Source organism: Dactylosporangium vinaceum, from assembly GCF_019904175.1.
Taxonomy (GTDB): Bacteria; Actinomycetota; Actinomycetes; order Mycobacteriales; family Micromonosporaceae; genus Dactylosporangium; species Dactylosporangium vinaceum.
Map to the genome: position 1 here is coordinate 7256301 of NZ_CP061913.1, position 13343 is coordinate 7269643.

Below are 13343 nucleotides of genomic sequence, written 5' to 3' on the forward strand. Positions count from 1 at the left end.
CACTCCGGTGCGGGCCAGCGGGGCGAACGGCGAGCCGGGCGGGCCGGACGCCCCTGTCCCGAAACGCGCGGACCGGACAGGGTGATCTCCAAGGCCGCCCGTGCGGGTGGTGTACGGAGGTGTCGTCGTGTTGGTCAACGATCGGCCGCGCCGGCCGCTGCTGGAGCCGGGCTCGATGCTCGGTGACTGCCTGAGCCTCACTGTCATGGCGCCGTCGCTGCACAACAGCCAGCCGTGGCTGTTCCGGCTGCGGCAGGGCGGACTCGACGTGTACGCGGACATCGGGCGCCAGCTGACGGTTGCGGACCCGACCGGCCGCGAGATGTGGATAAGCGTCGGCGCCGCGCTGTTCAACCTGCGGGTGGCCCTGGCCTACCGGGGCCGCACACCGCTGCTGCGCCTGCGGCCCGTCCCGGCGGCCGAGCTGCTGGCGGCCCGGGTGTCGCTGGGTCCGCCGGCGCCGGTGTCCGCCACGGTGCGGGCCCTGGCCCGGGCGATCCACCGGCGGCACAGCATCCGCTGGCCCTTCGCCGACCTGGCCGTGCCGAACGGCATCCTGGCGGAGCTGACGGCCGCGGCGGCGGCCGAGGGCGCGGTGCTCCGGCCGGCCGGCCCCAACCTGCGCACGCAGGTGCTGGCGGTGACCCGCGAGGCGGAGCAGCGCTGGCGGCCCGACCCGGACTACCGCCGGGAGCTCGCGGAGTGGACGTTTGACGTACCGGACCGCCGCGACGGCATCCCGAGGCTGGCGACGGGCCCCCGCAGCGCAGACGACGCGTTGCCGCTGCGCGACTTCGGGCTGCTGCGGCCGGCGGCGCAGCGCTCCTCGGCCGAGTTCGAGGCCCGGCCGACGATCGCGGTGCTCTACACCGGTGACAGCCCGCGGCACTGGCTGCAGGCCGGTCAGGCGCTGCAGCGCGTCCTGCTCAGCGCCACCGCGCGCGGGCTGTCCAGCAGCCTGCTCACGCAGCCGCTGGAGATCCCGCAGCTGCGCGACGGCCTCAGAGATCCGGCGAGCGGCCGGCCGGCGCAGGCGATCGTGCGGCTGGGGTACTCCCGCCGCATCGGCGCCTTCACGCCCCGCCGACCACTGCACGACGTCCTGCTCGCCTGAGGTCACCCCGGCCGCTCCCCCCGCGAGCGAACCGATTCGCGCCGGGGTTGAGCCGCTGCGATCGCCCGGCGCGTGAGAGTTTCACCGTACGGGCCAGGGCCGCAGCCCTGGCCCGTACGCGCGCCAGGCCCGACCCGTTGACATCGGCATCGGTGGTTATCTACGGTGTGAACGAATCGGTTCGACGATGCCCTGTCATGCACCGCAGGAGGCGAGGGCGCGTGCGCGCGTGGCGCCGCGCTGCCTCACCTGACGCATGACCGCCCGTCGCTCGGGCCGGTGACGATCCACTCCGCCCGGGACGAGCCGCCGACTCGCCCCGGGAACCCGCGTGGGCCGGGCCCAGGTGCATCCGGAGCCACGACGACACCCCGCGCCGAACAGCGGCGCACAGGAGGAGACATCGATGCAATCCGAACGAGCACGGAGCCGGCTGCTCACGAGAGCCTCGATCGTGATCGGCATGATCCTGGCGGCCGCCGTTCCGCTCGGCCCGGCCGGGCCGAGCCAGGCCGCCGCCGGTACGGCGCTGAGCGTCGACCTGGCCTCGAGCCGGGGAACGTCGACACTCGTCGGTGCCGGGATCCTGTACGGCATCAACCAGGACGGCACCCAACCGGCGGACCAGTTCATCCAGCCGCTCAAGCTCAACGCGTTCCGCGGCGGCGGATGGTTCTCCGGCGGCTGGATCAAGGACAACTACCAGTACGGCGCCGCGACCCAGGCCGACATCGCCTCCATCATCGCCCAGGCCCGACGGCTGAACCAGGTCGGCGATCATCCGCAGTACCAGGTGCTGCTGAGCGACCTGTACGGCCTCAACGGCGGCCAGCCGTCGAACACCGTCTACCCGTGCGACAACGGCAACTGCTCCAACTGGTCGACGTTCATCGACACCACGGTCGCCGCCCTGCAGGCCAGCGGGCTGCCGTTCGCCTACGACATCGACAACGAGCCGGACATCTCCGTGTTCTGGAAGGCCGGGGTCAACAGCACCCAGTACTTCCAGATGTGGGACACCGCCTACCGGGAGCTGCGCAGGGTCGCTCCGGCTGCGAAGATCGTCGGGCCGTCGTTCGCCTACACGCCGCAGGCCCGGCCGTCGCAGTGGAGCACGTTCCTCAACCACGTGAAGTCGGCGGCCACCGTGCCGGACTGGATCACCAATCACGACGAGGGTGACGTGGACGACCCGGTGACGGTGGCGCAGGCCCTCAACAGCCAGCTGTCGTCCGCCGGCATCGCCGCCCGGCCGCTGTCGGCGAACGAGTACCAGCCCGCCGACCGGCAGACGGCCGGCGTCACCGCGTGGTACCTGGCCCGCTTCGCCCAGTCCGGCTACAGCAACGCGATGCGCGGCAACTGGGTGTGCTGCATGACGCCGAACCTGACCGGCCTGCTCACCCAGAGCAACGGTGCCTGGACCACCAGCGGCAACTGGTGGGCGATGCGCTCCTACGCCGACATGACAGGGACCCTGGTCAACACCTCCGGGCAGGTCGGCAGCACCGCGATCTCCGCCTCGATCGACAGCGGCAACCGCCGGGCGGTCGCGATCATCGGCGACAGCAACGGCTACACCGGCGGCGCGACGGTGACGTTCAACGGCGTCTCGGCCAACACCTGGCTGGCCGGCAACGGCAGCGTCCACGTCGTGGTCGACCGCATCCCGGATCAGGCGGCGCTCGGCGCACCGCAGGTCGTGCTCGACCAGACGATGACCGTCGCCAACGGCGCCATCAACGTGCCACTGACCTTCCAGGCGTCGCACGACGCGTTCGCCGTCTACGTGACCCCCGCGACGACCGGCGGGCAGCAAGGGGTGGAGCTGGTCGGCGGCCAGTCCGGCCGGTGTGTCGACGTGCCGAACGGCACGACCGCCAACGGCACCCAGACGCAGCTCTACGACTGCACGGGCGCGTCGTCGCAGCGGTGGACCTACACCTCCGGCAAGCAGCTGCAGGTGTACGGCAACAAATGCCTGGACGCCAGCGGCCGGGGCACGAGCAACGGCACCGCGGCGATCATCTGGGACTGCAACGGCCAGACCAACCAGCAGTGGAACTTCAACAGCGACGGCTCGATCACCGGCGTGCAGTCGGGGCTGTGCCTGGACGCGAGCGCCTTCGGCACCGCCAACGGGACGAAGGTGCAGCTCTGGCAGTGCCTCAACGGCGCCAACCAGAAGTGGAGTACGCGCAGCTGACAGTCGCATCGATGACCGGGAGGCCGGTCGGCGTCGGGGACACCCATCGACGCCGACCGGCCTCCCGGCCGCGGGACGCCCGTCAGGTCGCGGGCCGGGGAGCCGGTCCGGTGCTGCTGCGCAGCGAGATCGGCGGGGTGTGCAGCAGGTGCCGTGGATACGCCGTCGGGGTGCTCACCTGCTCCAGCAGCAGCTCGACGGCTCGGGCGCCCATGTCGTGGGTGGGTACGTCCGCTGCGGTAAGCGGCGGCCGGAAGTCCTCGGCCCAGTGCCGGGCGGCCACACCCGCGACCGAGAAGTCGCGCGGGATGCCCAGGCCGGCCCGTTCCAGACCGCGCTGGATGCCGGGCAGTGCGGCCTCGTTCACGCTCACCAGCGCGGTGACCTCGGGGTGCTCGGCGCGCAGCCGCTCGACGCACGCCTCACCGGCCGGTGCGTCGTCGCCGCAGCACACGTCCAGGCCGGCGACGCCGCGTTCGGCGACGGCTTCGCTGAAGCCGGCCAGCGCCCGGTGGCCCGGTCCGTAGCCGGCGGCGATGAGCTCCGCGGAGCGGTTGACGAGGGCGATGTGCCGGTGGCCGAGGTCGGCCAGGTGGTGCACGCATCGCGAGACGAGTGCGGTGTAGTCGATGTCGACCCACCACATGCCGGCCGTGTCGCGGGTGCGGCCGATGGCGACGAACGGCAGGCCGCTGCGCCGCAGGCGGGAGACCCGGTCGTCCTCGAGCCGGATCTCCATCAGGATCACGCCGTCGACGCGGCGACCGGTGACGATCCGCTCGAACGAGCGGTCATGGTCGCCTCCGGACGGCGACAGCAGCACGTCGAAGTCGGCCCCGGCGGCCGCTTCCACGACGGTGGCGACGAAGCCCAGCTGCATGTCCGTGAGCCGCCGGCCGGCCGCCGGGATGACGAGCCCGAGCGTGCGCGTCCGGCCCTCCTTGAGCGCGCGGGCGGCGGCGTTGGGGCGGAAGCCCAGCTCGTCGATGACGGTCTGGATGCGCCGGCGGGTCGCTTCGGACACCGGCCGGTTGCCCGTGAGCGCATAGGACACCGTGCTGCGCGACACACCGGCCCGGCGGGCGATCTCTCCGATGTCCATGGCGCTCCGTCACCCGCCGCGCGGTCCGCTTGTCGAATCGATTCAACTCAACGTAGTCACGCTCGGGCGGTGCGTCAACGACGCGACGGCCCCTGTGCGGCCGTGGAAGCACGCGCACAGGGGCCGCCGGTGGGCCGCCGCTCAGGTCGCCGGGGTAGGAGTCACCGCCGGGTCCACTTCTGGTTGTTGCCGCCGTTGCACGTCCACAGCTGCACCTTCGTGCCGTTGGCGGTGGCCTGCGCGTTGACGTCGAGGCAGAGCCGGGACTGCACACCGACGATGGCGCCGTCGGACGACAGCATCCACTTCTGGTTGGCGCCGCCGTTGCAGTCCCAGACCTGCACCGCGGTCCCGGCGCCAGTGCCCTGCCCGCGCGCCTCCAGGCACTTGGTCCCGAAGACCCGCAGCTCACCGGCGGCGGTCGGGGTGTAGGTCTGATCGGTGGTCCCGTCGCAGTCCCAGATCTGCGTCGTGGCGCCGTTGACCGCCGCACCGCCGGCGATGTCGAGGCACCGGCCGGACTGGTTGCCGCTCACCCGGGTGTAGGTCGGCAGGGTGAGTGCCCCGGTGGCGGTGTCGAGTCCCCAGGACGGATACCAGCTCAGCGCCGCGGTGCCGTCGCCGGTCAGGGTGATCGGGAGCCAGACCGGCAGCGACGAGTACAGGTCGCCGGAGTTCCAGCGGTCGCCGACGTAGACGTAGCTGGTGCCGGCGGACCCGGTGATCGGCAGCAGGAAGGAGGTCTGCGAGTCGTAGGTGCGGGTGCCGGCCGGCGCGAAGTTGGTGAAGCCGCTCCACGGTCCGGCCGGTGACGTGGCCGTGGCGTACACGTTGTCGTTGGTGCCCCAGCCGGTGAGGTGCGAGGTGAGCAGGAAGTAGCGGCCGCCGACCTTCGCCATCGCGGGCGACTCCAGCGAGGCGAACGTGGCGACGGTGCTCTGTGCGGTGGTGTAGTCGGCGGACAGCCGCTCGATGCGCATCCCGGCGGCCGGGTCTTCGTGGATCATGTACGCCGTGCCGTCGTCGTCCTTGAACAGTCCGAGGTCCCGGCTCGGGTGACCCAGCGGCCGGGTCGCGCCGAGATAGGTGTACGGCCCGCACGGGGTGTCGCTGACCGCGACACCGGCCCGCTGGTCGCTGTAGGAGGTGTTGTCGATGTGCACCCACAGCACGTACTTGTGGGTCGTGCTGTTGTAGAGCACCTTGGGCCGCTCCACGATCCGGCCCGGCCCCAGGTCGCCGCCGGCCTGGCGGGACAGCGCGTTGGCCTGCCGGGTCCAGTGCACCAGGTCGGTGGAGGAGTAGCAGGCCACGGCGGTGAACGTGGAGCCGGCGACCTTGTCCTCCCCCACCATGTAGTAGGTCGAGCCGACCGTGAAGATGCCCACGCCATGGGCCTGGAGCCGGTTGCCGGCCGTGTCGGTCCACGTGGTCGCCGGGGTGATCGTGGCGGTCGCCGCCTGCGCGGGCGCACCGCCCAGCAGCGACAGGACCGTGACTATCGGCGTGGCGAGGGCGAGCCACCATCGAGCGGATGCTGTGCGCATGGCACCTCCACGTCCCTGACACCTGTTGTCGAATCGATTCGTTCGCACCGTAGGCGTACCGGTAAAACATGTCAATGTCTCGATTTACGACAGGCGCCCGGGGCGTGGAGGGCCGACCCGGCCGGGCGGGACTACGGGCTCGTGCAGGACAGGGCCGGCGTGGACGGCGTGCCTGAGCCGAGGAACCCGAACGTCGTCGACGCGGATGCGGCGAGCGCGCCGTTGTACGACACGTTGCGCACCGAAACCGCGGAGCCGCTGGTGCTCAGCGCCCCGTTCCACAGCTGGCTGACGGCCTGGCCGCTGCCCAGCGCCCACCGGACGGTCCATCCGTTGACCGGCCGGCCGCCCGCCGTCACGGTGACCTCGCCCTGGAAGCCGCCGGACCACTGCCCGACGGTGCGGTAGGTCGCGACGCAGGCGGCGCCGGGGGCGGAGGACGATGCGGGCGGGCTCGACGGCGAGTTCGAGGCGCCCGGCGACGACGGTGACGCGGAGCCCGTCGGGCCGCCCGGCGGCACCAGCGGGCACTTGGCGCTGTACCGGGAGACGCCCGTCGTGTCCGGCGTCGTGGGGCACATGAACTGCGTGTAGCGGGTGTCGCCGTCGAGGAACAGCTTCAGCCACGGGACCAGCCGGCGGATCTCGACGTCGTTGGCCCGCGTGAAGAAGAGGTGGTCGGCCCCGCCGAGCTGCACGTAGGCGCTCTGGGTGGAGGCGGGCAGGGTCGCGTACAGGTTGTCCAGATAGGACGGTGTGACGGTGGGGTCCTGCTGGCCGCCCACGAACAGCGTGGGCACCACGTCGGTCGACAGGCTGGAGAGCCCCGTGGGCGACCCGGGCGCCAGGCCGACGACGGCCCGCAGCGACGGCCGCCGCATCGCCGCCAGGAGGGCGCCGGCACCGCCGGCCGAGTGGCCCATCACGGCCAGCCGGCCGGGGTCGACCCGGTCGCGGACGGGGCTTCGCTGGGTCAGGTAGTCGAGCGCGGCGAGCAGCTGCGTGGCGCGCGCGTCGGCGCCGTCCGTCCGGGTGGTCGTCTCGATGCCGATCACCACGAACCCGAACGAGGCCAGCCGCGGCCCCATCCAGGCCTCCTCGTTGGCGAACAGGGCCGAGTAGCCCGGCACGATCGCCACGGCTCCCCACGTCCCGAGGCTGGTGTCCGTCGGGTAGTAGATGTACCCGCCGTTGAAGCCGTTGCCGGCCGGCACGGTGAGCTGGGCGGTGGCGAACGGCCCGTAGGTCGCGGCGACGCCGGCGACGCTCGGGTCCGGACCCCGCTGGTCCGCGCGGCCGGCCGCCGCCGCGGCGTGGGACGCGGTCACGGCGGCCATCCCCAGCACGCCGAGCGCGACCGCCAGTGCGGCGAACCGTCGCCGGGCCCGCGCCACACGCCCGGTGTCGCATGCTCGCATCGGGCCACCTCCTTCCGGCGGCCAGGCCGCCGACGTTGATGCATGTCGATGCAATTCATCATACGTCAGCACCTCGACGCCGAATTCGCGTCGATGAAAGATACACGCGCATATCCGGACAGAAACTACCGTATTGCCGGCCGGATGGACCGGTTTGCCGCGGTGCACCGAGTCGGCACGCTACAAAACATATGACGTAATCGATTCGAACGCCGAGCCGCCGGTCAGGCGGCCGCGCGCTGGAGGAGGCATTGTGTCCCTTCACTGGAAACTGTCACGGCTGGGCGCGGCGGCGGTCGCCGTCGCCCTGGCCGCGGCGTCGGCCGTGGCGTTCGGCCCGAGCACGCCGGCGGGCGCCGCCACCGTGACGACCGCCTGGCACAACGGCGCGTTCTCGACGAACGTCGGCGGCATCGTCTCGCGCTCCAATGTGGTGCTGGGCCGGCCCAACACGTCGGCGACGCAGTTCCTGCCGCTGGGCAACGGCGCCCTGGGTGTGGCCGCGTGGGCCGCCGGCGGCTTCACGGCGCAGCTCAACCGCAGCGACACCATGCCCAACCGGCTCTCCCCCGGCCAGCTGAACATTCCCGGCCTGGCCACGATGACGTCGGCCTCGAACTTCGTCGGCTACCTCGACCTGTACAACGGCGTCCTGCACGAGTCCGGCGGCGGCATGACCATGCAGGCCTGGGTGCCGGCCGGCAAGGACGAGCTGATCGTCGACGTGACCGGAGCGAACCCGGGCACGCGGCTGACGGCCACCGTCAACCTGTGGAGCGGGCGCTCGGCGACGGCCTCGGCCTCGGGCGCCGTCGCCGCCCTCGCCCAGACCTGGTCGGACAACTCGCAGACCGGCCACTCCAACCAGACGTTCGGCACGATGGCGGCGATCACCGCCGGCGGGCAGAACGTCGCCGCGTCGGTCGTCAACTCCACCCAGGTCCAGGTCGCCTTCAACCCCAGCAGCAACGGCTCGTACCGCATCGTCGTCGCCTCGCCGTCGTGGACCGGCGGCAACGCCGTCTCCACCGCCTCGGCGCTGATCGGCGCCGACACCACGGCGAGCAGTTCGAGCCTCCTCGCGACGCAGTCGGCCTGGTGGAACCAGTACTGGGCTCACAGCGGCCTGATCGAGGCCAGCTCCTCGGACGGCACCGCGCAGTACATGGAGAACCTCAACACCCTGTACCTGTACTTCGAGGCCGGCATCATGCACACCGGCCAGTACCCGGGCAGCCAGGCCGGCCTCGCCGATCTGTACAACTTCAACCGGGACCACCAGGCGTGGTACCCGGCCGGATACTGGCTGTGGAACCTGCGCGGTCAGATCAGCGCGAACCTGGCCTCGGGCAACTTCGCGCTGAACGTGCCGATCTTCGACATGTACCTCAACGACCTGCCGGCGATCCAGTCCTGGACCAGCGCGAACATGAACGGCAAGGCCGGGGCCTGCGTGCCGGAGACGATGCGGTTCAACGGCAACGGCTACTACAACGGCGGCGGCGTCAACTCCAACGCATCCTGCGCCGTGGCCTCCAGCCCGAGCTTCAACGCCGAGACCATCACCAGCGGCGCCGAGATCGCGCTGTGGATCTGGCAGCAGTACCAGGACACCGGCAGCCTCGCCTTCCTGCAGCGGTACTACCCGGTGCTGCAGCAGACCGCGACGTTCCTGCTGGCCTGGCAGACGGTCGGCTCCGACGGATACCTGCACTCGGTCGACAACGCCCACGAGACGCAGTGGGCGGTCCAGGACCCGACCACCGACATCGCCGCCGACCAGGCGCTGTTCTCCGCCACCGCGAAGGCGGCCACCCTGCTGGGCACCGACGCCTCGCTCGTGTCTCGGCTGCGCACGGCGCTCGGGCAGATCCGGCCCTACGCCCGCACCGACCAGGCCACGCACACCCAGCTGCTCGGCCCGTCCGCCGACGCGTCCGGCACCGACGTCATCGCCAACTCCTACCAGCCGACCGCGGCCACGCACAACACGGAGAACCTGGGGCTGGAGCCGGTGTGGCCGTTCGGCGTGATCGGCGACAACACCGTGGTCAACGGCGACGACCTCACCGCGCTGGCCCGGCGCACCTACAGCCACCGGCAGTACGTCAACACCCCCGACTGGACCTACGACTCCGTGCAGGCGGCCCGGCTCGGCCTGGCCTCCGAGGTCGCCACCACACTGACGAACAGCACGAAGACCTATCAGGTGTACCCGTCCGGGCTCGCCGCCTGGAATCCGGGATCCTTGGACGAGCCGTACATCGAGCACGTCTCCAACGTCGCCGCCACCCTCGACGAGGCGCTGGCCACCGACTACGACGGCACCTTGCGCTTCGCCCCGGCCTGGCCCGCGGGCTGGGACGTCGCGGGCACCGTGTACGTCCAGGGCGGCTCCAAGGTCGACGTCCAGGTCCAGGGCGGCACCCTGGCCACCGCGGCGATCGAGGCGGGCTCCACGCAGACGATGACGGTGCGCAACCCGTGGCCGGGGCAGTCGGCCGAGGTGGTCAACGGCGCCACCGGCGCGACGGTCGTCGCCGCGACCACCGCCGCGACGCTCACCGTCCCCGTGACCGCGGGCCAGTCGTATCTGCTCCAGCGGCCCTCGGCACCGACGATGTCGCTGCCGTTCGCCCCGGTCGGCGGGGCCGCGGCCCGCACGAGCAGGTCGCTGGGCAGCGTCACGATCGGCCTGAGCGGCAACAGCCTGCCGGCGGGCAACACCGTGACCGTGACCAACCCGGGCAGCCAGACGGGCACCGTCGGCACCGCGATCGGCGGCGTCCAGCTGCAGGCCACGGACTCGGCCGCCGGGCAGACCCTGACCTACACGGCCGGCGGACTGCCGGGCGGCCTGTCGATCAGCTCGTCGGGGCTCATCTCCGGCACGCCGACGGCCGCCGGGTCGTTCACGGTCACCGTCACCGCCACGGACGGCACCGGCGCGGCCGGGTCGACGACGTTCACCTGGACGGTCGCCGGCAACGGCCCGGGCAACACGGTGACCGTCACCAGTCCGGGCGACCAGGCCGGCACGGTCGGCACGGCGGTGAGCGGTGTGCAGGTGCAGGCCACGGACTCGGCCGCCGGGCAGACCCTCACCTACTCGGCCACCGGCCTGCCGGGCGGGCTGTCGATCGCCCCCTCGACCGGCCTCGTCTCCGGCACGCCGACCACGGCCGGGTCGTTCACCGTCACCGTCACCGCCACCGACACCACCGGCGCCTCCGGCTCGGCCGCCTTCAGGTGGACGATCACCGGCTCCACGCCGACCGGCACGTGTCACGTGACGTACGCGGTCAACGAGTGGCCGGGCGGCTTCACCGCCAACCTGACGATCACCAACACCGGCACCAGTGCCGTCAACGGCTGGACGCTCAAGTTCTCGTTCCCGGGCGACCAGAAGGTGACAAACGGCTGGAGCGCCACTGTCACCCAGTCCGGCACCGCGGTGACCGCGACAAACGTCAGCTACAACGGTGCCATCCCGCCTGGCGCGAACACCACGTTCGGATTCCAGGGCACGTGGACGTCCAACGACACCGCGCCCAGCGCGTTCACGCTCAACGGGACCGCCTGTACCTGAACCGCCACGACGGGCCCGCGGCCGACCCGTTCGCGGGCCCGTCCTCCTGACTCGTGAGGAGCCTCATGCAGAAGAACAAGATCGGCGCGATCGCCGCCGCGACCCTCGCGCTCGCCGGTGCCGGGGTGGCGGCGGCCCACACGGCCTCCGCGGCGACCGCCGGGTGCCGGGCCACGTACACGATCACCAGCCAGTGGCCGGGCGGCTTCGGCGCGAACGTCGACGTCACCAACCTGGGCGATCCGGTGAACGGCTGGCGGTTGACGTGGACGTTCCCGGGCGGCCAGACCGTCACCCAGGCGTGGAACGCCACCGTCACCCAGTCCGGCGCCGCGGCGACGGCCACCAACGTGGCCTACAACGCGGCGATCGGGACGGGCGCCACGACATCGTTCGGGTTCAACGGCGCCTGGTCGGGCAGCAACGCGGTACCGGCGTCGTTCGCCCTCAACGGCACCACCTGCACCGGCACGACGACCTCACCGAGCGCGTCGGTCTCGGCATCGGCATCGGCGTCGGTCTCGCCAAGCGTCAGCGTCTCGCCGTCCGGCTCGACGCCGCCACCCGGCAACCGGGTCTGCGACCTCTACGCCGCCGGGGGCACGCCCTGCATCGGCGCCCACAGCACGACCCGGGCGCTGTACGCGGCCTACAACGGCCCGCTGTACCAGGTCCAGCGCGGCTCCGACCGGCAGTATCTGGACGTGGGGCTGCTGTCGGCCGGCGGCGTGGCCAACGCGGCCGCGCAGGACACCTTCTGCGGCAGCGCCGCCTGCACGATCACGAAGATCTACGACCAGACGAGCAACCACAACGACCTGCCCATCTCCTGGGGCGGCTTCTGGAAGGGCCCCGGACCCAACGGCGCCGACGTCGGCGCGGACGCCAAGGCCCTGCCCGTCACGGTGAACGGGCACAAGGCGTACGGCATCAAGGTCACGCAGGGCGTCGGCTACCGCATCGACCACGCCAAGAACGCCCCCACCGGCGCCCAGCCCGAGGGCATCTACATGATCACCTCCTCCAACTACGTGAACGACCAATGCTGCTTCGACTACGGCAGCGGCGAAAACTCACACACCGACACCGGCAACGCCACGATGAACGCCATCGAGTGGGGCACCGCGTGCTGGTTCGGCACCTGGGGGAACCCGAAAAACCCGTGCGTCGGCACCGGCCCCTGGGTCGAGGCCGACCTCGAAAACGGCATGTACCACACCAACACCGGCTCCAACAAAGACCCCAACAACTCCGGCGTGCACTACCCGTTCGTCTCCGCCTGGGAAAAGAACAACGGCACCACCAACTTCACCCTCAAATACGGCAACGCCACCACCGGCGGCCTCACCACCACCTTCTCCGGCCCCCTCCCCAACGGCTACTCACCCATGAAGAACGACAGCTCACTGCTGCTCGGCACCGGCGGCGACAACAGCCACACCGGCGTCGGCGAGTTCTTCGAAGGCGCCATCACCGCCGGCTACCCCACCGACGCCACCGAGAACGCGGTCCAGCGCGACGTCACCGCCGCCGCGTACCAATCCTGATCCCGGCCCGGCCGGGACAATGACCCACACCGCTGTCGCGCCGAGCGGTCGGCCTCACCCGCCGCTCGGTGCGACAGCTCCACACCGGCACCGCGACCGCTCGGCCGCCCGCGTACCGATACTGCTCACAACGCCGACTGTCCGGCCGAAAGGCCAAGAAGGGGCCGGACGGTGCATGCGGTGTGAATGGGGGCCAGGTGGCGCAGCGGTCGGGCGGGCGGGACGGCAGCAGCGGCGGGCTACGCCGGTCGCTTGTCGTGCGGATCATGGTCAGCGGGCTCGTCGCGATCGCCGGATCGGTGCTGCTGCTCGGGGTGCAGATCCAGCAGGCCGCGAACCGCGACGCCGACCGGGACGTGCAGCGGCGCACGACGCAGGCGGTGGAGAACCTGGCCCAGCTGTTCGGCCGCTGGCACGACGAGCTCCTCGTCGCGGCGCAGGACGCGGCGCTCGTCGACTGGTTCGCCGAGCCGGGCCGCCGCCCGCAGGACATCACGCAGATCAACGCGATGATGATCAGCCTGCACGGGATCTACCCGCAGCTCATCGACGAGGCGTGCTTCATCGCCGCCTCCGGTCAGGAGCTCGCCCGGCAGGTCAAAGGGCTCGCGGCGCCACCGGCCGATCTGTCGCCGGACGAGTCCGACAATCCGTTCTTCCGGGGCTCCTTCGCCGTCGGCGGTGGCGAGGTGTTCCAAAGCTCGCCGTACGTGTCGCCGGACAGCGACCGCTGGGTTGTCGCCAACTCCACGCCGATCATCGTCGGCGGGCAGAAGGCCGCCATCCTGCACTTCGAGACCAACCTCGACGCCGTACGCGG

General features: G+C 71.5%; 8 protein-coding genes. 4 read left to right on the top strand and 4 right to left on the bottom strand.

The annotated features are described in order from the left end of the window. The first annotated feature begins 127 nt into the window (after positions 1–127). Positions 128–1114 (top strand): Acg family FMN-binding oxidoreductase, encoded by a 987-nt coding sequence (locus tag Dvina_RS32385; protein WP_223093090.1) that lies wholly within the window; start codon positions 128–130, stop codon positions 1112–1114. 406 nt (positions 1115–1520) lie between these two features. Beyond that, on the top strand, positions 1521–3320 hold the full coding sequence (locus Dvina_RS32390) for an RICIN domain-containing protein (RefSeq protein ID WP_246655459.1): 1800 nt from the start codon (positions 1521–1523) through the stop codon (positions 3318–3320). 82 nt (positions 3321–3402) lie between these two features. Here Dvina_RS32390 and Dvina_RS32395 read toward each other — a convergent pair whose 3' ends face one another. From Dvina_RS32395 to Dvina_RS32405, 3 genes are all read right to left on the bottom strand, one after another. Beyond that, on the bottom strand, positions 3403–4422 hold the full coding sequence (locus Dvina_RS32395) for a LacI family DNA-binding transcriptional regulator (protein WP_223093091.1): 1020 nt from the start codon (positions 4420–4422) through the stop codon (positions 3403–3405). A gap of 161 nt (positions 4423–4583) precedes the next feature. Beyond that, positions 4584–5969: a ricin-type beta-trefoil lectin domain protein gene (locus Dvina_RS54635; RefSeq protein ID WP_246655460.1), complete on the bottom strand. Its 1386-nt coding sequence runs from the start codon at positions 5967–5969 to the stop codon at positions 4584–4586. Between the two features lie 131 nt (positions 5970–6100). After that, on the bottom strand, positions 6101–7387 hold the full coding sequence (locus Dvina_RS32405; protein ID WP_223093092.1) for a poly(ethylene terephthalate) hydrolase family protein: 1287 nt from the start codon (positions 7385–7387) through the stop codon (positions 6101–6103). A 253-nt stretch (positions 7388–7640) separates the two neighbouring features. On the opposite strand from Dvina_RS32405, the gene Dvina_RS32410 reads away from it, so the two are divergent. Together Dvina_RS32410 and Dvina_RS32415 are read left to right on the top strand one after the other, a co-directional pair. After that, complete coding sequence (locus Dvina_RS32410) at positions 7641–10976, top strand: cellulose binding domain-containing protein (RefSeq protein ID WP_246655461.1); 3336 nt, start codon at positions 7641–7643, stop codon at positions 10974–10976. Positions 10977–11041: 65 nt separating this feature from the next. Then, a complete protein-coding gene (locus tag Dvina_RS32415) occupies positions 11042–12523 on the top strand; it encodes an arabinofuranosidase catalytic domain-containing protein (RefSeq protein WP_223093093.1) in 1482 nt (493 codons plus the stop codon). A 239-nt stretch (positions 12524–12762) separates the two neighbouring features. On the opposite strand, the gene Dvina_RS32420 is transcribed toward Dvina_RS32415, so the two are convergent. Further along, complete coding sequence (locus Dvina_RS32420; protein ID WP_223093094.1) at positions 12763–13221, bottom strand: hypothetical protein; 459 nt, start codon at positions 13219–13221, stop codon at positions 12763–12765. Positions 13222–13343: the final 122 nt, after the last annotated feature.

Coding starts and splice junctions, on each gene's coding strand:
- Dvina_RS32390 (WP_246655459.1), top strand. CDS start 1,521: ATGCAATCCGAACGAGCACGGAGCCGGCTGCTCACGAGAGCCTCGATC.
- Dvina_RS32395 (WP_223093091.1), bottom strand. CDS start 4,422: ATGGACATCGGAGAGATCGCCCGCCGGGCCGGTGTGTCGCGCAGCACG.
- Dvina_RS54635 (WP_246655460.1), bottom strand. CDS start 5,969: ATGCGCACAGCATCCGCTCGATGGTGGCTCGCCCTCGCCACGCCGATA.
- Dvina_RS32405 (WP_223093092.1), bottom strand. CDS start 7,387: ATGCGAGCATGCGACACCGGGCGTGTGGCGCGGGCCCGGCGACGGTTC.
- Dvina_RS32415 (WP_223093093.1), top strand. CDS start 11,042: ATGCAGAAGAACAAGATCGGCGCGATCGCCGCCGCGACCCTCGCGCTC.